Origin of the sequence: Pseudodesulfovibrio sp. lm2024 (assembly GCF_051175575.1) — a bacterium.
Taxonomy (GTDB): Bacteria; Desulfobacterota; Desulfovibrionia; order Desulfovibrionales; family Desulfovibrionaceae; genus Pseudodesulfovibrio; species Pseudodesulfovibrio caledoniensis.
The window spans coordinates 14,041-35,795 of record NZ_CP195092.1 but is presented as its reverse complement, the minus strand read 5'-3'; the positions used below and the strand labels follow the sequence as shown (position 1 = coordinate 35,795).

At 64.7% G+C, this 21,755-nt stretch carries 20 protein-coding genes; 12 read left to right on the top strand and 8 right to left on the bottom strand.

Annotated features, from left to right (window positions below; all coding sequences use genetic code 11):
- Nucleotides 1-39 precede the first annotated feature (39 nt).
- Complete coding sequence (locus ACR42D_RS00155; RefSeq protein ID WP_484564854.1) at nucleotides 40-1,575, bottom strand: YifB family Mg chelatase-like AAA ATPase; 1,536 nt, start codon at nucleotides 1,573-1,575, stop codon at nucleotides 40-42.
- Between the two features lie 217 nt (nucleotides 1,576-1,792).
- On the opposite strand from ACR42D_RS00155, the gene ACR42D_RS00150 reads away from it, so the two are divergent.
- The 4 genes from ACR42D_RS00150 to ACR42D_RS00135 all read left to right on the top strand — a co-directional run bounded on the left by ACR42D_RS00150 (nucleotide 1,793) and on the right by ACR42D_RS00135 (nucleotide 8,251).
- Entirely contained in the window at nucleotides 1,793-3,664 is a 1,872-nt protein-coding gene (locus ACR42D_RS00150) for a diguanylate cyclase (RefSeq protein WP_484564853.1), read from the top strand.
- Between the two features lie 193 nt (nucleotides 3,665-3,857).
- The gene (locus ACR42D_RS00145) at nucleotides 3,858-4,487 is read left to right on the top strand and encodes a LysE family translocator (protein WP_484564852.1); all 630 of its coding nucleotides are present in this window, start codon (nucleotides 3,858-3,860) and stop codon (nucleotides 4,485-4,487) included.
- A 210-nt stretch (nucleotides 4,488-4,697) separates the two neighbouring features.
- The gene (locus ACR42D_RS00140) at nucleotides 4,698-6,203 is read left to right on the top strand and encodes a GNAT family N-acetyltransferase (RefSeq protein ID WP_484564851.1); all 1,506 of its coding nucleotides are present in this window, start codon (nucleotides 4,698-4,700) and stop codon (nucleotides 6,201-6,203) included.
- A gap of 128 nt (nucleotides 6,204-6,331) precedes the next feature.
- On the top strand, nucleotides 6,332-8,251 hold the full coding sequence (locus ACR42D_RS00135; RefSeq protein ID WP_484564850.1) for a methyl-accepting chemotaxis protein: 1,920 nt from the start codon (nucleotides 6,332-6,334) through the stop codon (nucleotides 8,249-8,251).
- 110 nt (nucleotides 8,252-8,361) lie between these two features.
- Here the strand turns inward: ACR42D_RS00135 and ACR42D_RS00130 are convergent, their stop codons facing one another.
- On the bottom strand, nucleotides 8,362-9,339 hold the full coding sequence (locus ACR42D_RS00130) for a sensor histidine kinase (protein WP_484564849.1): 978 nt from the start codon (nucleotides 9,337-9,339) through the stop codon (nucleotides 8,362-8,364).
- A gap of 163 nt (nucleotides 9,340-9,502) precedes the next feature.
- Between ACR42D_RS00130 and ACR42D_RS00125 the strand changes: the two genes are divergently transcribed.
- Together ACR42D_RS00125 and ACR42D_RS00120 are read left to right on the top strand one after the other, a co-directional pair.
- Nucleotides 9,503-10,045 carry a hypothetical protein gene (locus ACR42D_RS00125; protein WP_484564848.1) on the top strand — a complete coding sequence of 181 codons (543 nt, stop codon included), beginning with the start codon at nucleotides 9,503-9,505 and terminating at the stop codon, nucleotides 10,043-10,045.
- Between the two features lie 361 nt (nucleotides 10,046-10,406).
- Nucleotides 10,407-11,456 (top strand): MerR family transcriptional regulator, encoded by a 1,050-nt coding sequence (locus ACR42D_RS00120; RefSeq protein WP_484564847.1) that lies wholly within the window; start codon nucleotides 10,407-10,409, stop codon nucleotides 11,454-11,456.
- Between the two features lie 73 nt (nucleotides 11,457-11,529).
- Here ACR42D_RS00120 and ACR42D_RS00115 read toward each other — a convergent pair whose 3' ends face one another.
- Nucleotides 11,530-12,306, bottom strand: coding sequence for a transporter substrate-binding domain-containing protein (locus tag ACR42D_RS00115; protein ID WP_484564846.1), 777 nt, complete (start codon nucleotides 12,304-12,306; stop codon nucleotides 11,530-11,532).
- Between the two features lie 220 nt (nucleotides 12,307-12,526).
- Here ACR42D_RS00115 and ACR42D_RS00110 point away from each other — a divergent pair, with 220 nt between their 5' ends.
- The 4 genes from ACR42D_RS00110 (at nucleotide 12,527) to ACR42D_RS00095 (ending at nucleotide 15,686) form a co-directional block, all read left to right on the top strand.
- On the top strand, nucleotides 12,527-13,297 hold the full coding sequence (locus ACR42D_RS00110; protein WP_484564845.1) for an aminotransferase class IV: 771 nt from the start codon (nucleotides 12,527-12,529) through the stop codon (nucleotides 13,295-13,297).
- A gap of 171 nt (nucleotides 13,298-13,468) precedes the next feature.
- Nucleotides 13,469-13,969 (top strand): rubrerythrin family protein, encoded by a 501-nt coding sequence (locus ACR42D_RS00105; protein WP_484564844.1) that lies wholly within the window; start codon nucleotides 13,469-13,471, stop codon nucleotides 13,967-13,969.
- 110 nt (nucleotides 13,970-14,079) lie between these two features.
- Nucleotides 14,080-14,814, top strand: coding sequence for a cell division ATP-binding protein FtsE (ftsE, locus tag ACR42D_RS00100; protein ID WP_484568426.1), 735 nt, complete (start codon nucleotides 14,080-14,082; stop codon nucleotides 14,812-14,814).
- Entirely contained in the window at nucleotides 14,811-15,686 is an 876-nt protein-coding gene (locus tag ACR42D_RS00095) for a cell division protein FtsX (protein ID WP_484564843.1), read from the top strand. The genes ftsE and ACR42D_RS00095 overlap by 4 nt, the downstream gene beginning before the upstream one ends.
- Nucleotides 15,687-15,752: 66 nt before the next feature.
- Here ACR42D_RS00095 and ACR42D_RS00090 read toward each other — a convergent pair whose 3' ends face one another.
- On the bottom strand, nucleotides 15,753-16,340 hold the full coding sequence (locus ACR42D_RS00090; RefSeq protein WP_484564842.1) for a TetR/AcrR family transcriptional regulator: 588 nt from the start codon (nucleotides 16,338-16,340) through the stop codon (nucleotides 15,753-15,755).
- A 107-nt stretch (nucleotides 16,341-16,447) separates the two neighbouring features.
- On the opposite strand from ACR42D_RS00090, the gene ACR42D_RS00085 reads away from it, so the two are divergent.
- Entirely contained in the window at nucleotides 16,448-17,332 is an 885-nt protein-coding gene (locus tag ACR42D_RS00085) for a DMT family transporter (protein WP_484564841.1), read from the top strand.
- 277 nt (nucleotides 17,333-17,609) lie between these two features.
- Here ACR42D_RS00085 and ACR42D_RS00080 read toward each other — a convergent pair whose 3' ends face one another.
- The gene (locus ACR42D_RS00080; RefSeq protein WP_484564840.1) at nucleotides 17,610-18,485 is read right to left on the bottom strand and encodes a class I SAM-dependent methyltransferase; all 876 of its coding nucleotides are present in this window, start codon (nucleotides 18,483-18,485) and stop codon (nucleotides 17,610-17,612) included.
- 209 nt (nucleotides 18,486-18,694) lie between these two features.
- The gene (locus ACR42D_RS00075) at nucleotides 18,695-18,856 is read right to left on the bottom strand and encodes a hypothetical protein (protein WP_484564839.1); all 162 of its coding nucleotides are present in this window, start codon (nucleotides 18,854-18,856) and stop codon (nucleotides 18,695-18,697) included.
- Nucleotides 18,857-19,031: 175 nt separating this feature from the next.
- Between ACR42D_RS00075 and ACR42D_RS00070 the strand changes: the two genes are divergently transcribed.
- Nucleotides 19,032-19,913 carry a LysR family transcriptional regulator gene (locus ACR42D_RS00070; protein ID WP_484564838.1) on the top strand — a complete coding sequence of 294 codons (882 nt, stop codon included), beginning with the start codon at nucleotides 19,032-19,034 and terminating at the stop codon, nucleotides 19,911-19,913.
- 3 nt (nucleotides 19,914-19,916) lie between these two features.
- Here ACR42D_RS00070 and ACR42D_RS00065 read toward each other — a convergent pair whose 3' ends face one another.
- Nucleotides 19,917-20,807 carry a LysR family transcriptional regulator gene (locus tag ACR42D_RS00065; protein ID WP_484564837.1) on the bottom strand — a complete coding sequence of 297 codons (891 nt, stop codon included), beginning with the start codon at nucleotides 20,805-20,807 and terminating at the stop codon, nucleotides 19,917-19,919.
- The gene (locus ACR42D_RS00060; protein WP_484564836.1) at nucleotides 20,807-21,688 is read right to left on the bottom strand and encodes a LysR family transcriptional regulator; all 882 of its coding nucleotides are present in this window, start codon (nucleotides 21,686-21,688) and stop codon (nucleotides 20,807-20,809) included. The genes ACR42D_RS00065 and ACR42D_RS00060 overlap by 1 nt, the downstream gene beginning before the upstream one ends.
- Nucleotides 21,689-21,755 lie beyond the last annotated feature (67 nt).

The following is a 21,755-nucleotide window of genomic DNA, read 5'->3' as shown; positions in this document are numbered from 1 at the left end:
GTTCCCTCTCTCCCCTTCCCCCGGCCGCCGGAGGCATGCCTAGCTCGCGCCTTCGCGGTCCATGCTGCGGTAGTTGATGGCTTCGGCCAGGTGGTCGGGGCCGATGGTGTCGGCCTCGGCGAGGTCGGCGATGGTCCGCGAGATGCGCAGGATGCGGGTGTAGGCGCGGGCGGACAGGCCCAGGGTTTCGACGGCCTGGCGCAGGAAGCGGTGTTCGGCCTCGCCCAGGGCGCAGAACTCCTCGAGGGCGGCGCCGTCGAGTTCGGCGTTGAGGGTGAAGTGTCGGCCTTCGAATCGTTCGGCCTGGATGCGCCGGGCCTTGAGGATGCGGGCGCGCATGGTGGCGGAGTCCACTTCGGAACGGGTCTGGCGCAGATCCTCGTAGGGCACGGCGGGGACGTCCACGTGCAGGTCGATGCGGTCCAGGAGCGGGCCGGAAATCTTGCCGCGATATCGCTGCACGGCGAGCGGCGAGCACGAGCAGGGGTGGGTTTCGTCGGACAGGTAGCCGCACGGGCAGGGATTCATGGCGGCCACAAGCATGACGTCGGCCGGGTATTTGAGGGTCATGAGCGAGCGGGAGATGGACACCTCGCCGTCTTCAAGCGGCTGGCGCAGGACTTCGAGCACGGACTTCTTAAACTCGGGCATCTCGTCGAGAAAGAGCACGCCGCGATGGGCGAGCGAGGTCTCGCCGGGCTGGGGATAGCGGCCGCCGCCGACCAGGCCGACGTCGGAGATGGTGTGGTGCGGAGTGCGGAACGGCCGGGTGACCATGAGGGCCTGGTCCGTGGGCAGCAGTCCGGCCACGGAGTATATCTTGGTCACTTCCAGGGCCTCGTCAAAGGAGAGCGGCGGCAGGACCGTGGGGATGCGCTTGGCGAGCATGGTCTTGCCCGAGCCCGGGGGGCCGATGAAGAGCAGATTGTGGCCGCCTGCGGCGGCGATCTCGATGGCCCGCTTGGCGTGTTCCTGGCCCTTGACCTCGCCGAAGTCGACGAGATGGGTGGTCCGTTCGTTCCACAGGGTGTCGATGTCCACGCTGGCCGGGGCGATGGCGTCCTCGCCCAGGAGCATGCGCACCACCTGGCCGAGATCGGCGGCCCCGAGGACCTCGAGGTCCCCGGCCACCGCGCCTTCGCGGCCGTTGGCTTCGGGTACGATGATGCCGCGCCCGCCCTGTTCGCGCGCGGCCAGGGCGAGCGGCAGGACGCCGGGCACGGCCTTGAGGTCGCCGCTCAGGGAAAGCTCCCCGGCCATGAACCAGCCGTCCACGGCCCGCTGTTCGATGACGCCCATGGCGGTGAGGATGCCGATGGCGAGCGGCAGGTCGTAGCCGCTGCCCTCCTTGCGCACGTCGGCCGGGGCGAGGTTCACGGTGATCCGGGCGGGCGGCACCTTGAAGCCGCAGTTCTTGAGCGCTGAGAAGACGCGCTCCTTGGACTCGCGCACAGCACCCTCGGCCAGGCCGACCATAGTGAAGGCGGGCATGCCGGATCGGGAAAAGTCGACTTCGAGCTGGACCTTGAACGCGTCGATGCCCATGAGGGCGGCGCAGGAGATGGTGGCGATCATGCGTGCAACTTGTTCAGACGGTTGGTGGCGGTCGGCGCGCCCCGGGGTGTCATCACTCGGGAGCGCATCGGAATCGACGCAGCCGGTGTCCGTTTTCCCCTCTGCTGCCGCCGTAGAGAATGTAATATGCGTTTTCAAAATCCAGGGCAAGTCGGCCCGGACCAATAATTGACGGGGGAAAATGTTTATGCAAAGCATACAATAAGAGATAAAGAATATGCTCTCCATCGAACTCGACATACGGACCCTGTCCATCATCACCGTGGTCTTCTCGCTGGGATTCGGCGCGGGGCTGATCGCGTTCAGCGTGGCGCGGTCCCTGTTCTCCGGCCTGCGGCAGGTGGGGCTCGGGATGCTCTGCGTCGGCCTGGCCTTTCTGTTGATAGGTCTCCGCCACCAGATACCCCCGGTCTGGTCGCTCGTGGTCGCCAACTCGATCCTGGTACTGGGCTTCATGCTCATGCACTGGGGCATACGGAGCTTCCGGAAAATCGCGCGGTCCGACACCTGGCTCGGCGTTGGGATCGTCGTGTTCACGATTCTTGCGTTGTTGTATTTCTCCTACATCCAGCCGTCCTTCGCCCAACGGGTCTTCTGGGTTTGCGTGGCCCTGTCCGCCTTCTCCGTGATGAGCTGCAAGAACCTCCTCAAACGGGCCGCGATCAACACGCCGTTGCCCCAGAGGGTGCTCGCCCTGGGGTTCGGCCTGTTCGGCGCGTTCATGGTCATGCGGGCGTTCTGGGTCCTGGACGAGCACGCCCTGCAGGATTTCATGGCCGCCGGAACCATCCACAAGCTGGCCTTCCTGTCCATGATCATGCTGCTGGTGACCGTGGCTTTCGGGCTGAGCTGGATGGCGAGCGAGCACCTGTTCCAGGAGCTGAAGCAGTATGAGCGGATCATCCTGCACTCGCCGGAAGGGATCGTCCTGGTGGACGCCGACGGGCGATACCTGATGGCCAACGACGCCAGCCTCGATTTCGTGGGCCTCCACCGGGAGGATCTGCTGGGCAAACGCTCTCTCGACCTGTTCGGCAAGGAATTCTATGAGACGGTGACCCTGCCCAACATCCGCAAGGCCTTTGCCGAAGGAGCGAGTGCGAGCTCTTCATGGATCGACCACCCGGACGGCGGGAAGACTTATCTGACCATCACCTATTACCCTGTTCCCGACACCCGGGGCAGAAACGCCTATGTGGCCATCCACACAAAGAACATGACCGCGCTGCATTTCGCGCAAAAGGAAAAGCAGCGCATCTTCGACCTGTCCCTGGACATGCTGTCGGTCGTCGGGATGGACGGGATTTTCCGGGAAGTGAATCCGTCGTGGACCAAGACCCTCGGCTGGAGCCAGGAGGAGCTGCTGCAATCGAGCTGGACGGAATACGTCCACACGGAGGACATTCCCAAGACCCGGGAAGCCGCCGAAGGGCTGGCCAGAGGCGAACCGGTCGTGGACTTCGTCAACCGGCTGCGCACCAGGGGCGGCCTGTACCGGCACATCGCCTGGATGGCCTCCCCGGACATGGAGAACAGCCTGATCTATTGCGTGGCCAGGGATGTGACCAACAGGATATCGCGGGAAGAGGAACTGTTCATCATGTCCACGGTCGACCCCCTTACCGGTGCGCACAACAGGCGGTTCTTCATGGAAAAGCTGGACGAAGAGGTGGAGCGGGGCCAGCGCTACGGCACGCCGCTGTCGCTGCTCGCCATCGACATCGACCACTTCAAGAAGGTCAACGACACCTACGGCCACGCCGTGGGCGACAAGGTTTTGCAGCGCTGCGTGGACACCTGCAAACAGACCCTGCGCTCTTCCGACGCGTTCGGACGGCTGGGCGGCGAGGAGTTCATGGCCATACTGCCCTTTGCCGACCAGAAAACCGGCTACGAGACGGCCGAAAGGCTGCGCCTGCAACTGAGCCGTTGCGCCAAGGGTGGCGAGGACGACCTCCCGCCCTTCACCGTCAGCATCGGCGTGGCCCTGCTCGCCGAGGGCGATACCGCCGAGAGCCTGCAAAAAAGAGCCGACGACGCGCTGTACCGTGCCAAGGAAAACGGGCGCAACCGGGTCGAAAAGGGATGAGCCCGACCGGACCGCCACGTCATCGGCGGGGGCGCGGTCACTCCGCAACCCTCATCTTGATCTCGCTACTTGCTGTAATCTTTGGCTGTTATAGCGTCAGCCCGGCAAAGTCGCCGCCCCGATTGACCTCGCCTCGCCACCCCGCTAGTATCCCCGGCTTTTGGATCGAACCAAACCCGAGGAGCCGCGCCGTATGATCGACCCCGCTATCTTACCGGTATTTTTAGTCACCGTAGTGCTCCTGGCGATCTCCCCGGGCCCGGATCTTGTGCTTATTTCAACGTACTCTTCCACTCGCGGCTTCCGATCCGGCCTCATGCTGTCCGTGGGGATCTTCGTTGCGGGGATACTGCAAACCGTGCTGGTCGCGTTCGGCCTGGGCAAATTGTTGGAGGCGATGCCGTCCTTGGCCCTGCTGGTCAAAGTGGCCGGCGCGCTCTATCTCGCCTGGCTCGGCATCAACCTGCTTCACGGCTGGTACAGGAACGAGCAGGCCCCCCCAGCCCGGCCGAATGCTCCCCTGAGCAACCGGCGGCTTGTCTGCCGAGGGCTGCTCAACAACATCATGAACCCCAAGGCGTTGATCTTCTTCAGCATGTTTCTCCCCCAGTTTGTCGACAGCCAACACGACGCCACCACCCAGATTTTCCTGCTGGGGACCCTGTTGAGCGGTGTCGTTTTGTGCATCAATACCGGTTTCTCCTTTTCATTCAGCAAGCTGGGCTCGCTGATAGGACGAAAACTGAAACTGGGCCGCCATATCGACGCCATGCTGGGAGCCGTTTTCCTGGGCCTGGCGGCACGCCTGGCCACCAGCGAATAACAAGGCAACGGTTGTAATCGGCTGGACAGTGTCGGAAAAGGCAACGGTCGTGATTGCGTCCGAGGCCAAGGGAGTGAAGCAGTCGGTTCTTCAACGCGCGCGTGGGCACGCCCCCTCACTGGCCTCACATTGTACGGTATGCCTCGATTTACTCGGACCGCGCATCGCGTTATGGTGCCGTTTTCCTGAATCATTACAGAAGAGGACCCGATGACCGATACCGCAGAGAACACGACCGCACTCTTCCTGGCCAAGCTCTCGCTGCCGGTGCGCAAGTGCATGGCGAGCACGGCGCGGGAGTGCGCCGGGAATGTGGCCGGGGTCCTGTCCATGGACGAGAAGGAGACCTACCGGGTCAAGCTGGCCGTGGACGAGGCGTTCTGCAACGCGGTGGACCACTTTTCCGGCTCGGCGGACGGCGAGCGCATTCACCTGGAATTCTCGGTGCGGGACGGCTCCCTGGTCATCTCGGTCCGGGAGCGGGGCATCCCCTTTGACCACGCCAAGGCCGAGCGGTTCACGCCCGGCGACCCGGACAGCGCGGACAAGCCGGGACTGGGCTCCCTGCTCATGCAGCGGGCCATGGATTCGGTGGAGCTGTTCATCCACGGCCGCGAGGGCAAGGAGGTCCGGCTGACCCGCAAGCTCGACTACGGCTCCCTGCCCCCGGAGCTGGCCGAAACCAAGCCCGCCCGACGCGGCAAACGGATCACGGTCCCGGAGCCCGAGGTCCGGCCGGCCCGCGAGGACGAGTTGGCCGAGGTCTGCCGGTTGGCATGGCGCTGCTACGGCTTCACCCAGGAGGCCTTTCTCTACGATCTCGACGCCCTGACCCACAAAGTGCGGGCCGGGGAGTTCAAGTCGGTCATCGGCGTGGATCCGGACAGCGGAGCCCTGATCGGCCACGCCGGACTCAAGTACCACGACCCGGCGGCCAAGGTGCCGGAGCTGGGCCTGGCCTTCGTGAACCCGGCCTACCGTTCGCCCGGCCTGGCCCCGAAGATGGCCAGGCTGCTCTTTGACATGGCCCGAGCCGAGGGCGACCGGGGCGTCTTCGACTGTTCGGTGACCACCCACACCTTCTCGCAAAAGGGGCTGCAGGAAGAGATGGGCTGCCGCCCGTGCTGCCTCATGCTCGGCATCGCCGCCTCGGGCATGCGGGTCAAGGAGCTGGCCACATCGAGGCAGGAGAAGGGTTCGGTGGTCAACCACTACTTCCCCTTCGACCGATCCCCGGCCGTCGTGTACCTGCCGGAGCGCCATAAGGCCATGGCCCGGGACATTTACGGTTGGATGGACCTGCCGCGCGAGTTCGGCGAGCCGGACGACGGGCCGCAGCCGGGCGAGTCGAAGGTGGACGTCTTCCCCCTGCCCGACGAGCTCAACGTGGCCTTCATCGTGGTCGGGAGCATCGGCGCGGACACGGTCCGCGAGATCGCGGACGGGCTGCGGGATTGCCGCGCCAAACGCATGGACGCGGTCTACGCCTTCCTGCCCGCCGGGGTTCCGGCCTCACCGCAGGTGGTCCGGGCGTGCGAGGCCATGGGGTTCTTCTTTTGCGGGCTCATGCCCCACATCCACGACGGACAGGACCGCATCCTCCTGCAATTCATCGACATCCCCCTCAACCTGGAGGCGGTCAGGGTATACGGCGACATGACCCGCAAGCTGTTCGGCTACATCCGGGCCGAGCGAAATAGGGTCGCGTCCTCCTGATCTCACCTCTGGGCAGGCCGCCCTTCCCCTGGCACGGCATCCCTGGTGATATCGAAAAATAATTGCCCGCTGATTCCGTGTATTCCATTTACAAATGGTCCGACCAACACCGACAAAAGGAGCGCCCCATGGGTATCCGATCGAAGCTCTTCCTGCCGTTGCTCGGCATGGCCCTGGTCATGCTCGTAGGCGGGTATCTTCTATTAAAATCCCAGTTCACCGACCTGGAGGACTCGTTCGTCTCCCTGATCATGCGCGGCAAGATCGAGGACGTGCAGCAGTCCATCACCAAGATATCCGAAAGCGCCCTGCAGCAGGCCGCGCTGTTCAGCCGCATGCCCGAAGTGGTCGAGGCCTACGGCAAGGCCAACAAGGGCGACATGAACAACGAGGCCGACCCCGAGCTGCAGGCTGCCCGGGAGCAGCTGCGCGTTTCGCTCGCGCCCACCCTCAAGGGGTACAAGGAAAGCGTGGGCAAGGACTTCCAGCTCCATTTCCACCTGCCCACGGCCCGCAGCCTGCTGCGCACCTGGCGTGAGAAGCAGGCCAAGAAGAAAGGCAAGTGGGTGGACATCTCGGACGATCTGTCCGGGTTCCGCAACACGGTCATCGACGTGAACAAAAGCCACAAGCCGGTCCTGGGCATCGAGCCCGGACGGGGCGGCTTCACCATCCGGGGGCTGGCCCCGGTGACCGCGCCCGACGGCGCGCACCTCGGGTCCGTGGAGGTCCTCCTCGGATTCGACAACATTCTCAAGACCATGGAGGCCTCGGGAACGATCAAGGCCCTGCTCTACATGGACGCCGGGCTGCTGCCCGTGACCACCCGCCTCCAGGACCCGGCCAAGAACCCGGTCAAGGACGGCAAGTACGTGCTCATCTACGGCCAGAAGAACGACGCGACCAGGGAACTGGCCTCGCCCGCCATGCTGGCCCGGGGCATGCAGTCCTCCCTGGTTGAGGTCAACGGCCACAACGGCGTGGCCGCCTTCCCGGTCAAGGACTACCGGGGCAAGGCCATCGGGACCATCGTCCTGTCCATGGACATCTCCGGCCAGCAGGCCATGATGTCCGCCGTGGCCTGGATGGTCGGCATCGGCCTGCTCATCGTCGTGATCGTGCCCATCGTGATCATCTTCTGGGTGGTGGAATACTCGGTCAAGCGGCCCATCCAGCAGTGTGCGGAGCTGGCCTCGGACATCGCCCAGGGCAACCTGGAGAGCCGGACCTGCAAGATGCGCACGGACGAGATGGGCATCATCCTGGAGGGCATGTGCGACATGAACGCCCACCTGGCCGACACCATCAGCAACATCCGGGACATCTCCGGCGAGGTGGCCGAGGGATGCAGCGAGCTCTCCATGGCCAGCGACAACCTGTCCAAGGGGGCCAACCGGCAGGCGGCCGGCATCGAGGAGATCGCCGCCAGCCTGGAGGAGATGTCCGGCTCCATCAAGCAGACCGCGAACATAGCGGCCAAGACCGAGACCACCGCGACCAAGGCCTCGCGCGACGCCGAGACCGGCGGCCAGGCCGTGGCCCGCACCTTGGCGGCCATGAAGAAGATCGCGGACGAGATCGGGATCATCGAGGAGATCGCCCGCCAGACCAACCTGCTGGCGCTCAACGCGGCCATCGAGGCGGCCCGCGCGGGCGAGGCGGGCAAGGGGTTCGCCGTGGTCGCGGCCGAGGTGCGCAAGCTGGCCGAGCGCAGCGGCACCGCGGCGGCGGGCATCAGCGAACTCTCTTCGAGCAGCGTGGCCGTGGCCGAGGAGGCCGGGCGGCTTCTCGAGCGCATGGTCCCGGACATCAAGAGCACGGCCGAAATGATCCAGGAGATTTCGGCCGCGGCCGGGGAGCAGAGCCAGGGCATCGAACAGGTCTCAAGGGCCATCCAGGACTCCGAGTCCGTGGTCCAGCAGAACGCCTCCACGGCCGAGGAGGTGGCGGCCACCGCCTTGAGCCTGTCCGACAGCTCCAAGAGCCTGCACGAGGCCATCGGCCACTTCAAGCTGGGCGACAAGGACGACGGCCTGGAACGCTACTAGCCCTGACCAACCCGCAAGAAACGGCCCCCCGCGCACCGGCGCGAGGGGCCGTCTTCATTGGATCGGCCGGGCAATTTCATGAAGGGGAAATGGCGTGGCGGGAAATGGCGTTACGCCTCGGACCGGTCATCCTCGGACGCGGCCTCGGCCGGTATCCTGACCGTGAACCGCGAACCCTTGCCTGCTTCGCTCTCCACGGCGATGATCCCGCCGCAGCGCTCCACCGAACGCTTGACGATGGACAGGCCGAGTCCCAGTCCCTCGCTGCCGCCCTGGGCGCGGACGTACGGCTCGAAAATGGTCCCGATGTCCTCGGCGCGAATGCCCCTGCCCGTGTCCGACACAACCAGAACAAGCTCCCCTGACGGACCGTCGAAGCCGAGCTCCACCTCGACCCCGCCCGTATCCGTGTAGCGCACGGCGTTGCCCGCCAGATTCAGGGCCACCAGGCGCAGAACGATCTCGCTGCCGCGCAGCAAGGACGGTACATCCTCGGCCAGCGCGGTCCGCAGCGTGATGCCCCGGCTGCGCGCCTGGAGCAGGGACATGTCCCGGACCGAGGCGAGCAGCTCGGCCGGAGAAAACACGGTCAGGGCCGGGGCCAGGGACTCCTGGCGGGAAAACTGGAGCACACTGTCCACCAGCAGCCCCAGCTTGCGAGCCGCCAGCCCGGCCAGCTCGATCAACTCCTGCCGGTCCGCCTCGTCGCAGGACAGCTGCAGCAGCTCGAAGGCGTTGACGATGCCGATGAGCGGGCTCTTCAACTCATGGCAGGCGGTGGTCAGGAAGGTCTCCCTGGAGAGGTTCAGGGTGCGCAGATTCTCGTGCGCCTCGGCCAGCTCCCGGCGGGATTCCTCCAGCAGCCTGGCGCGGGCGCGCAGGTCCCGGAGGCGGTTAAGGGAAAACAGCACCAGGCAGACCAGAACGCCGGGCAGGACCAGGGCAAGCTCGTCCACCTCCCACCCCTCATGGCCCCGGCTCCAGCCGTGAAACGCCTCGTAGGCGTCCAGGCGAATGAGCAGCCAGGTGCCCAGCACGAGCACCGCCGCATAGACGCCCAGTTCCCATAAATGCCTTTTCTCCAACATGGCACCCTGCATACCATAAGGCGAGACAAAACGACAGATGGGTATATTGGTTATAACGGCTTGTTTGGTCCGGCGGACCCGGCCAGCGCGGAGCGCATACAACCCTGGATTCCCGGCCCGTTCCCTGATAGAACCAAGCCGCAAAGACACCCATGGAGGACACATGCGCACCCTATTGCCCGCCCTGACCCTCGCCCTGCTGCTGGCCGCGTCCCTGGCCGCCTGCTCAACCATGGACGAGACCGCGCAACAGCCCGTCGCCGACGAGGCCGCCGCCACCGCCGAGGCCGAAGCCGCGAAGACGCCCACCTCAACGCACGCCATCCAGGAGGAGATTCCGAACGGCCCGGTGGGCCAGGTGCAGTTGAAGGACGGCACGACCCTCAAGATCGACGCCCTGCAGAAGCTGGGCGGCGACTACTGGATCTACGTCTCCGGCAAGCTCAACGGCCGTTCCTCCACGGTCGTCAGCCTGACCCGCTTCCAAGACTTGATGAACTGGCCGTCCATCGTCTTCAAGGACCAGCATACCTTTACCATCACCAGCCGGCACGGCAAGGAGTGGGTCTTCGAGGACGCCAATATCTACCTGGGCGACGGGAAGGCGGACAACTACTCCTTCTACGTCCTGGACGACCGCTACGACCAGGTCCTGACCCAGGTGCCCAAGAGCGACGTGGCCAACATCGCCTTCGGCGTCCGGTAGCCCGCCCGCCACGGTCCCGACCCGGCGGACAGCCCTGTAAATCGCCTTCCCCTTCTTGACGTCTAGAGCTTTTCTAGATAAGAGACCGGTAAGTTCCGTTCCTTGATTTTCCTTGTTTTACAAGGGTGACGATTGGTGACGATTATCGGACAAGGAGGACAGGTGATCCGACTCGCGTTTGGCTCAACGCCCCGGAAAGTGGTTGTCAGACTTGGTAAAACGAACACGCTCACCCTGAACCGAAACGCGCGCCCGAGGGCGGTTTCCTGCATCTGGGACACCCGGTTCCGCAGCAGGCCCCGGCGGATCGCCCTGGCCACCCGGAACACCCCCATCAAAACCCCGAGGATGAACAGCTATCATGGCAGATACCTATACACATAAGGATTTGGCCGGTTTGTGCGGCGTCTCCGAAACCACCATCAAGAGCTACCGCCGCAAGTTTCCGGGCTTCATTCCGGTGCTCACCCGGGGCAAGCCCATCCGCTTCAAGCCAGAGGCGGGCGAGGTCTGCCTCAAGATCCGGGACTGCTTCGCCAAGGGGCTGTCCGTGAACGAGACCCACAAGGTCTTAAAGGAACACTTCAAGGAAGAGCCGTCCGCCCGGCAGCGCCGCGCGCCCTCGGCAACGCCCGCCGCCGCGCCCGACCAGCCCGTCGGCCCGTCGGCCGGGGTCTCGGCGGAGTACCTCGAAAAATTCTTCACCACCGCCGGGCAGATGATGCAGGGCATGGCCGGTCTGGCCACGGCCCAGGCCAAGGCCGAGCAGCGCTTGCGCAAGATCGAATCCGCCCTGGAAAAGCTGCTTGAGGTCGAGGCCGGAAACAAGGCCCTGTTCGCCCGGCTCCTGGACCGCTCCGGAGCGTCCGCCGAGATTGGTTCCGCGACCGAACCGGAAGCCCGGCCCGCGCCCGAACCCGTGGCCGAACCCAAGCCCGAGCCCCGCCCCGAATTCCAGGCTACCCCGGAGCCCAGACCCGAACCGCGCGTGCGGGCGCGTCGGATCGTCAACGTGCGCGGCCCGGAAGGCGAGGTGGCCTCCTACTCCCTGGAGCGGGACACGCCTCCGACCACGGAGCGCCCCTCGGACGACTTTCTGAACACGCCCATCGTCATCCGCAACGACCAGGGCGAATTCCTCGGCGTGCCCGGCAGGCTGCCCCTGGCCGGATTCGTGTCCATCCTGATCGACGGGGCCGACGAGATCGCCGCCCGCTGGGCCCGTGAGGGCGACGCCTGGGTCTTCATCATGGCCGGGGCCGACGGCGACACCCACGCCCTGCATTTCGTGTCCACCACCACCCCGCGCGGCAACCTCGTGGTCCTGCTCGAAAAGCTCGACATCAACGGCTCGCCCACCTCGCCGCAGTTCCTCCAGGAATTCTTCCGCCAGGTGAAGGACAAGGCGTAGGCAGCGCGCCCCGCTCCCCAAAAACAAAGGCCCCCGCAAGAGCGGGGGCCTTTTTGATTCGTCCGGTCCGAGGCTACTCGGTCATGTGCAGATACTGCATCTTGAGCTCGTTCATCTCGCCCTTGAGGATCATCTGGCCCATCATGAAGTCGACCGTGTCCTGCAGCCGCTCGGCCGAGGCGGGCATGAGGTAGCCCAGCTCGGAGCGGGTGAACGGTTCCTCGGCCAGCGGGGCGGCCAGCCTGGGGTCGGTGGCCGCGTAGTACAGGGCCTCCACGCTGTCGGTGATCATCACGTCCACCTTCCCGTCGGCCACGGCCGGGGGAATGGCCAGATTGGACTCGAACAGGACCACTTCGGCGTTCCTGATGTTGGCCTTGACGAACTTCTCGTTGGTCCCGCCGGGGTTCACGCCGATCTTCACGCCCTTTTTGTCCACGTCGGCCAGGGAGCCGAACCGGGCCGCATTGGCCTTGTTGACCAGGATGGTCTTGCCGAACATGACGTATCCCTGGGAGAAGCGGGCCTCCTTCTGGCGGGCGATGGTCCGGGTGATGCCGCTCATGCCGATGTCGTACTTGTCCGCCTTGAGGTCGGCCATCAAGGTCTTCCAGGTGGTCTTGACCAACTCGAGCTTCAGGCCGAGACGGTCGGCGAAGCTCTGGGCCACGGCGATGTCGAAGCCCTCGTAGGTACCGTTGTTGTCGAAGGAAAAGGGCTTGTAGTCGCCGGTGGTGCCCACCTTGAGCGTACCGCTGGCCACGATCTCGTCGAAGCCGCGGGCATGGGACGTGGACACGGACAGAAGAAGCATGCAACACACCAGCACAGCGCAATACGTTTTGGACATGGGAAAACTCTCCTCACTTGGATGAAATACGGATCATATGTCAATCGCCGATCCATCGCCCGGGGCGGACAACGGCGCTTATGGCCTTCTACAACAACAGCCCCCGGCTGGCAAAGGGACGGAACGCGCCCGACCGGGCGTGCCGGGTGCGGCGCATTGGACTTCGCCGGGGCGGGTGTGTATTCGTGTCTTGTGAAACCGTTATGATTCGGGGGCTAACGTGATCCATTACAAGGACGGCGGCTATCACCTGGAAGGGGTCCGGCTGAACCCCGAGGGGCCCGCGTTCCGGTTCGGGGCGGGGCTGTTCGAGACCGTCTATTACAACGGCCGGGACCTGTGCCATCTGGGCCGGCATCTGGACCGGCTGCTGCACGGGCTGCGCGCCTACGGGCTGGCCTACACCACGGTGGATTTCTCCCAGGTTGCGGGCCAGGTCCTGAACCGCAACGGGCTGGAGGGCCTACCCGCCCGGGTGGACATCGTCTATCCGGTGGAGGGCGGCGTGGCCTCGCCCGTGATCCTGGCCGAAGCGGTCGAGCCCAAGCCGTACAAGGCGTTCAGGCTGTGCCTGTGCGAGGACCGGCACGTCTCGGCCCTGAACGGGCACAAGACCACCAACGGGATGTTCGCCTTCCTGGCCCGGCACCGGGCAATGGTCCGGGGGTTCGACGGCGCGACCCTGTCCGACCTGGACGACAACGTCCTGGAATCCACGGCCGGGGCCCTGGTCTTTGAAAAACAGGGCCAGTTCGTGTGCGTGGACTCGCCCTACCGGTTGCCGTCCATCGCCCTGGACCTGGCCCGGACCGTCCTGGACATCCTGCCCGTGCGGATCCCCCTGAGCGAGCTGCCCTCGTTCCGGCACGCCTACCTGCTCAACTCTCTGATCGGCATGCGCCCGGTGGTGGCCGTGGGCGAGACCGCCTTTGTGCCCGACGACGCGGCCTGCGGCAAGGTCTCCCCACTGGTGCTCGGCGCTTCCGGGTAGCCATGGCGCCCATTTTGGCCTATTACATATTGCACTGGACCAGGCCGTTTTTGCCGCCCTTTGCATTCATTTCATTTTTTGCTTGCGTTTTTAAATAGGAATCATTACTAATTTGTGCACGGCACACAATCGGCCCGCGAGCCGACAAAACCACCATACAGGAGAAGACCAATGACCAAGACCATGGAGAATCTGAAAGCCGCTTTCGCCGGCGAGTCCCAGGCCAACCGCAAGTACCTCGCCTACGCCGAAAAGGCCGACGCCGAAGGCAAGCCGGGCGTCGCCAAGGTGTTCCGCGCCGCTGCGGCCGCCGAGACCATCCACGCCCACGCCCACCTGCGCCTGATGAAGGGCATCGGCACCACCGAGGAGAACCTCAAGGACGCCATCGAGGGCGAGACCTACGAATTCAAGTCCATGTACCCGGACATGATGAAGGACGCCGAGGCCGAGGGCGAGAACGCCATCCTGCGCTATTTCGGGTTCGCCAACGAGGCCGAGAAGGTCCACGCCGAACTGTACACCGCCGCCCTCGAGGGTGACGAAGACGTCTTCGCCGACGCCGAGTTCTACATCTGCTCCGTGTGCGGCCACACCATGGACGGCGAGCCCACCGAGAAGTGTCCCATCTGCGGCGCCGCTCCCAAGGCCTACAAGAAAGTCGAAGCCTAGTCTTTCGCCCACACGATTCGCATGCGCCGCCCCGTTCCCGCCGGAACGGGGCGGCCTTTCGTTTCACGTCCTGTACAAACGGCATGGAGACAGGTACATAACCCGTCATGATGGTCAATGTGGAACGACTGTCCTACAACTTCGGGTCCTACTGGGCCCTCAAGGACATCTCCTTCACCCTGGGAAAGGGCGAGTTCCTTTTTCTCACGGGCCACTCGGGCGCGGGCAAGACCACGCTCCTGCGCCTGCTCTACGGCGCTCTGCCCGTCAACCGGGGCCGCGCCTCGGTGGCCGGGTTCCAGCTCAACAATCTGAAAAAGCGCGATATCCCCAGGCTGCGCCGCAAGGTCGGCGTGGTCTTCCAGGACTTCAAGATCCTGCCCGAGCGCACGGTCTTCGACAACGTGGCCATGGCGCTCGAGGTGCGCGGCATGCCCCGGACCCACCTGGAACGCCGCGTGCGGGCGATCATCCGGGCGCTCGGCCTGGAGACCAAGAGCTACTCCCTGTGCGAGCGTCTGTCCGGCGGCGAGCAGCAGCGCGTGGCCATCTGCCGGTCCATGGTCGCCAACCCCGAGCTCATCCTGGCCGACGAGCCCACCGGCAACCTGGATGTGGACCTGACCCTGCATCTCATGGAAATCTTCAAGCAGTTCCACACCTACGGCACCTCGGTCATCATGGCCACCCACTCCACCGAGGTCCTCGAATGCGTGCCGGGCGCGCGCATCCTGCACCTGCAGGACGGGCGCATCGTGGAAAACGGCAACGCCTCCGGCGAGCTCGACGGTGAAGAGGACACGCCCGAGGACGACGAGACCGAATTCGGCGAGGTGGGGCTGTGATCGGACCGTTTCTCCGCCTGACCCTGCGCGGCGTGGCCGACCTGCGCCTGCACCCGTTCGCCCAGCTGCTCACCCTGCTCGCCGTGGGCATGGTCACCCTGCTCACCGGCCTGATCCTGCTCGGCATGCACAACGTCAACCTGGAACTGCTCAAGTCCCGGGGCAAGGTCGAATTTCAGATATACTGGAAGATCGGGGCCGAGGACGCCCAGGTGGAAAAGGACTGGCAGGCCGTCCGGGCCATGGATCACCTGGACTCCTTCCAGACCTTCACGCCCAAGACCGCCCTGACCGAGCTGGCCACCGCGCTGGGCGAGACCGGCGACTTCGCCTGGCTGGCCGACAACAATCCCCTGCCCTACTCCGGCCTGGCCGCCTTTGCCGTGCCGCCCGAGGCCCAGGGCGAGGGCTGGGCCGCCGACCTGCTCACCCGGCTCAAGTCCATGCCCGGCGTGGACAAGGTCAACTACACCCCGTTCCAGGCCGACCTGGCCCAGGGGTGGCGGACCCTGACCCGCATGGTCGTCTGGCCGGTCCTCGGATTCCTGGCCCTGGTCGTCTCCCTGGTGGTCCACAACACCATCAAGCTTTCCCTGCTCACGCGCATGGACGAGGTCGATATCCTCTCCCTGGTGGGCGCCAGCCCGGCCTACATCCGCTGGCCCCTGCTCATCGGCGGCCTGGTCCAGGGAATCCTCGGCGCGGGCCTGGGCGTCTGTCTGCTGGCCGCCACCCACTCGGCCATCGCCGAAGCCCTGAACTTCCCGCCCTTCCTCATCCATATCCAGTTCCTGCCCCCGAGCCAGCTTCTCGCCCTCGGCGGCGCCGTCACCCTGGTCTCCATCCTGTCCAGCTGGGTGGCCATAAAGTAGGACCGCCTCCGGCCCCCCTATCCCCTCTCACCCTCCAAAACTTTTGGGGCCGCCTTCGGCGGGGGACTACGATTTGCTTTGCAGAAAAACCGAGACGATGCGGCGGGCGTGGGCGGCGAGATCCGCTTCCGAGGGGGGCGGAACCAGGCCGACCAGGACGTTCATACGCAAGGAGAGCAGACCGCCCAGCAAAAGCCGGACGCCGTACTCCGGGTCGTCCAGGCCGAGCCGCTCCCGCAGGAATTCAGCCAGCCGGGTCTCGGTGCGCTTCGGGCCCACCGCGTAATAGGCCCGGGTCATCTCCGGCGCGGTCGGCCCCTCGGACAACAGCAGCCGGACCGACGCCAGATGTTCCTCGGCCATGTGCACCTCAATAAAGCTCTCGGCAAAGCGGGTCAGCGCCTCCCGCGTGTCCTCAATGGACAAGGCGTCCAGGAAAACCGCCCCCCTGTCCGCCCGCCGGACCTCCAGCGACGCCTGGAACAGCGCCTCCTTGGAGTCGAAATACCGGTACACCGTTTGCTTGGTCATCCCGGACCGCCGCGCGATCTCGTCCATGCCCGCCCCCACGTATCCTTCGGACCGGAAAACCTCCCGAGCGGCCCGCAAAATCTCGGACCGATTCCGCTCCCGCTTCGCCTCCATCTTCGTCATCACCCGCCTCCTTGGTTAAAAACATACTACTCGGTATGAATATCCTTGACAAGGCCAGGCGACGCTCTTAGATCATGCCCATCAGTATGATTTTAAAAGGAGCCCATATGACCATAGCGCAATTGAAGGCATTCATTCCGGAAGAGGCCCGGTCCAAGGGGACCATGGCCGCGATCCTGGGCGGTATCCTGCTCAGTTTCGATCCGGTCTTCGTCCGGTTGTCCGGCGTGGGCGGGTATGAGACCGCGTTTCTGTTCGGGCTTTTCTCCGCCCTGTCCATGGGCTCGCTGATCCAGGCGACCGACGCGCACGGCCTGGCCGGCACGATCCGCGAAAGCGGCTGGCCCGCGGTCGTCTCCGGCCTGATCATACTGGGCAGCGCCTCCATGTTCGTGCTCAGCATCAAACACACCAGCGTGGCCAACACCATGATGATCCTCAGCGGCAGGCCCGTACTGACAGCGGCCGCTGCCTGGCTCATCCTCGGGGAACGGACCTCGGGCCGACTCTGGCTGGCCATCGGCGGCGTGATCTGCGGCATGGCCGTGGTCGTGTCCGGCTCCCTGCGCTCGGGCAACGTGCACGGCGACGCCCTGGCCCTGGCGGGCGTCCTCTGCCTGGCCATGAACGGGGTCATGTGGCGGCACTTCAAGGCCATGAGCCGGATGCTCGTCGTGGGCTTCGGCGGCCTATTCCTGGCCGTGACCATGTTCTTCCTGGCCGACCTCCCGGCCATCCCGCCCCGCACCTGGCTGGTCATGGCCTGCATGGGGCTGCTCTCCGCACCGGCGGGCCGCGTCCTCAACGCCGTCTCCTCGCGCTACATCCCGGCCGCCGAAATGGCCACCTACGCCCTGATCAGCCCGGTCCTCGCCCCCATCTGGGTCTTCCTCCTCTTCCGAGAGCAACCCCCGGCCGCCACCCTCGCCGGAGGCGCCCTCATTCTCGCCGCCATCACCGCCTACATCGCCGCCACCGCCAGGCGGCCATGAAGAACCGGGGGAAGGGGAGAGGAGAACCCTTTGAAAAGGGCTTCCCCTTCCCCCGGGCCCCCATCCCCTCTCCCTTACTAAACTTTTTGGGACGCTTCGCGGGACAGAGCGCATAAAAAAGACCCGCAACTCAAAACAAGTCACAGGTCCATCTCCCCAACTGGAGCGAATCGGGTGCGCAGCACCCGACAGCGCCTCTCGCCGCACACCCAAAAGGCTTTCGAGTGGGGGGCCGCGAAAAATGTGCAGACGGCCCGCTATCGGAAGCCGCCGCCCCTTACGAAGGAAACACTCCGGGCTGGATGGGGCGCATGGGCGGGGGATTGAAGACGTCGTAGGGGTTCTGCACCGCCTTGGTCAGTTGTTCGACCATGGGGCAGTTGTACGTAGCGGGTTTGGGGTCCCAGAAGAGATGACCCTTGCCGCAGACCGCGATCAGCTTGTGACCGAAAAAGGCGGCGTAATAGGGCCGGATGTTCTCCGGATAGGTGACGGTGAACACGGGCTTGTCCGGGTGCCTGCCCTGGACCTCGACCGGGGGAAACTGGACTTCATGGAGGCGGCTGAGCTTGTGCAGGGCCTTTATATCTACTTCTCCGGTGATCTCCAGGAGGTAATCGCGCACCTCGAACCCGCCGATGGACAGGATGTTGAGCAGGCTGACCGGGGTGTACCAACGCAGGTGGCCGGTGTGCCACAGGCCCGGTCCGTAGGGAAATCGGCCGGACAGGATCTCGTGTTGCAGCACCCAGTAGTGCAGATTGGGAGTGGCCACGATGAGCAGTCCGTCATCGGCCAGGAACTCGCGGATGCGGGTCATGGTCAGCCACGGGTCGTAGAGGTGCTCGACCACGTCGTGCAGAATGATGTACTTAAAAAAGCCTTTGTATTCCGGGGAGAAAATCTCGTCGCGCTCGATGTCCCGAAGCTCCATCCGGTCAATGAACTGGTCAAGCCGTCTCGCGGCCTCGGCGTCCATGTCCACGCCGTACAGTTCGGTGCACCCCTTGTCCCGCTGCAACCGGAGCAGAATGCCGCCCCGGCCGCAGCCGACCTCCAGGATGCGCGAGGCACCTTCCGGAATCATGTCGCACACGCCCTTACGGCCCCTGGACGTCCTGATGATCTCTTCCCGCAGCTCCTCACGTTCCATCTCGCATAGCTCCTTGCCGTTTATGGACAACTATCGGGAAACTACACAATTTGCCACAAAACACCAACCCGGAGCCCACCCGCCCCAAAACCTGTGAGAGCACAAAAAAAGAGGTGCTCTTGTCCGGGGAGGAAAGGATGAGAATCCTCCGGACAAGAGCGCCTCCAACCCGCATTGTACGCGGGGAGCGCGGAGCTCCCTGTAATTTGCTAAAAACCCCTGGTGAACAACAGTAGGGTGAAGGAGGCCACGGCCGAAGCGGCTCGGCGCATATGGCGGCTGTTGTTGCGGCGGGGACGGTCGTTGCCGGTGCGGTGCGCCTCGTTGCGCATATGCATCATGGCCAGTCGGGTATCGTTGTCCATGCTCATATTCTTGCTCCTTGTTTGGCGCCACCATCCGGGCGGTTTTCCATATCTGCACATCTACGGATCTTGTCGAAATCAATCCAATTGTTTTGTTTGATGCACTTGTTCGGATTTTCTGATGTTATTTTCAATCTCAATCGGATATGACTATGAGGGACATCATGGAGGCTGATCAGGCATGGAACTGTACCAACTCAAGACGTTCGTGGTGGTGGCCGAGGAAGGCCATCTGACCCGCGCCTCGGTGCGGCTGCACACCAGCCAGCCCTCGGTCAGCGCGCACATCAAGGCGCTGGAGGAGGAACTGGAGACCAAGCTGTTCATCCGCACGCCCAAGGGCATGCGCTTGACCGAGGCCGGGGAGCGGCTCAAGCACCGGGCCGAGAACGTGCTCAAGGCGGCCCGCGAACTGCGGCTGGAGGCCAGGAGCATGGGTGACGAGCTGGTGGGCGATCTGTCGCTCGGCCTGAACACGGACGCCGAATACCTGCGCATCGTGCCGCTGTTGACCTCGCTGGGCGAAGCCCACCCCAAGATCATCCTGCAGATCCAGCAGAGTGCCTCCACCTCGGTGCAGGGGGCCATCCGCGACGGCCTGCTCGACTGCGGGTTCATCTTCGGCGAGCCGAGGTTCCCGGAGATCAATGCCATCCACTTGGAAGATACCCGTTTCTACGTGGCCGTACCGGATATCTGGAAGGACCGCATGGACCAGGGGTTGGCGGGCCTGTCCGACCTGCCATGGATTATGGACCCCTCGGACAACCCGCTACAGCAGCTCATCGAGCCGTTCTTCAAGTCCCACGGGATCAAGCCCTCGAACCAGCTGGAAGTGGACGGCGACGAGGTCATCCGCGTGCTTGTGGCCGCGGGCAAAGGCATTTCGTTCCTGCGCAGAAACGAGGTCCTGGCGGCCAACCGCATCGGCCAGCCAGTACACTCCCTGTCCTTCGACGAACTGTCCATCCAGGCCAACTTCGTCTATCTCAGGCGGCACGACGAAGACCCGGTCATGCGCGCGGTCATCGAACACGTCAAACGGTGCTGGGAAGTGGAATAGGGATCAGCAGGCGGCCTCGGGCCACAGTCCCCGGACCACGTCGGTCAGGGCCCGGATGATCGGGTCGTTCTCCCGGCTCTTGGGGTACGCGAAACTGATGTTCAGGGAGAGCATGGGCCCGGTCTCGCAGATCACGGCCGCGCCCTCACGGACCATGGCGTCCGCATCGCTCTGCTTGAGCAGGGACACGCCCTTTCCGGCGGCCACCAGCTCGCGGATGACGTCCTCGGAATCCGCCTCGATGTAGTCGGTGATGCTGATGCCCGACCCCTCGAACACCCCGTCCAGGACCCGCATGAACGGGCAATCCCCGTCCGGCCGCACCCAGGGCAGGGCCGCCAGGCCGTCCAGGGGCAACCCCTGCACACGGGCCGACCAGGCGGCCGGAGCCACCACGCGTACCGGAATCTCCTTCAGGTGGATGTGGGCGACCTCGGCATAGCGGTTGTCGAAAAAGGAAAAGCCCGCATCGATGCGCCGGTCGCGCACATCCTTGAGGATCGTCCCGGAGCTGCCCTGCAGGAACTTGAGGCGCAGCTTGGGATGGGCGTCGGCCATGGCCGCGGACAACTCGGCCACGCGCAGGAAACTGGTGTCCGTGTTCAGGGCGATGGTCAGGGAGCCGGTCAGCTCCTCGCGGTACCCGGCGGCCAGGTTGGCCATGTCCTCGGCGGCCAGGAGCACGGAATCCGCCTTGAGCTTCAACCCCTTGCCCACCTCGGTCAAGCGCATGCCGCGCGGAGTGCGCACGAACAACGGCAGCCCCAGCTCCTCCTCCAGCGCTTTGATGTGCCCGCTGACCGCCGGCTGGCTGGCGAAGATGCGCTCGGCCGCCTTGGTCAGGTTGCCCTCTTCGGCCACGGCCACAAAGGTTCTCAGCTGATAGAGTTCCATCACCCCTCCCAGGTGCGCCGCACCAGTTCGATGATCGCGGCCAGGGACGGCAACTCGTCCGCGCCCTTGCGGTACACGAAATTCACTTCCACCGGATACCGCCCCACCAGGGCGCACTCGGCCGCCTGACCGCTGTCGATCATGGCCGCCACCTCGTCCTCGCGGACCAGGGCCAGCGCCTTGCCCTCCACCACCAGGGCCCGGATGACCTCTTCGGAGTCCGCGCCGATGGTCCGGGCCGGAACGATCCCGAACTTGTTGAAGATATCCAGCTGCAACTCGCGGAACGGACTGTGGCTGGCGGGCATGACCCAGGTGAAGGCCGACAGCGCTTCGGCACCGGCTTGAGCCAGCTCATCGCGAATGCTCGCCGCGCCCATGATGGAATACTCCGGCTCGGCCAGCTTGATGGTCTCCAGATCCTGATACGGGTTACCCGCGAAAACAAAGCCCGCGTCCAGGTTGCGCGCCCGGATCTCGCTCAGAATCACCCCGGACGGCGACTGGATCAGCTTGAGGTTGAGCTTGGGGAACCGCTCGCTCATCAGGTCGATCAGGCTGGTCGCCTTGAGGAAAGCGGGGTCCGTGCACAGCCCCAGCGCGACCTGGCCCGCCACTTCGCCGCCCAGCGTCACGGCCCGCGCCAGCAGCGTCTGGGCCGCGGCCAGCACCTCGATGGCGTCCTGCACCAGCTCGGCCCCGGCCTGGGTCAGCTCCACACCCCGCGGCACCCGGTCGAACAACCGGACCCCCAGTTCGTCCTCCAGCGCCTTGATGTGCGCGCTGACAGCGGGCTGGGTCGCGTGGATGCGCTTGCCCGCACCGGTGATGCTGCCCTCTTCGGCCACGGCCACGAACGTTCTCAACTGATAGAGTTCCATGGACCATTCATACCCGCACCGGACTAAAGGAGCAATCGCAATTCCTTATGTCCCGTGTCGGGCTTTG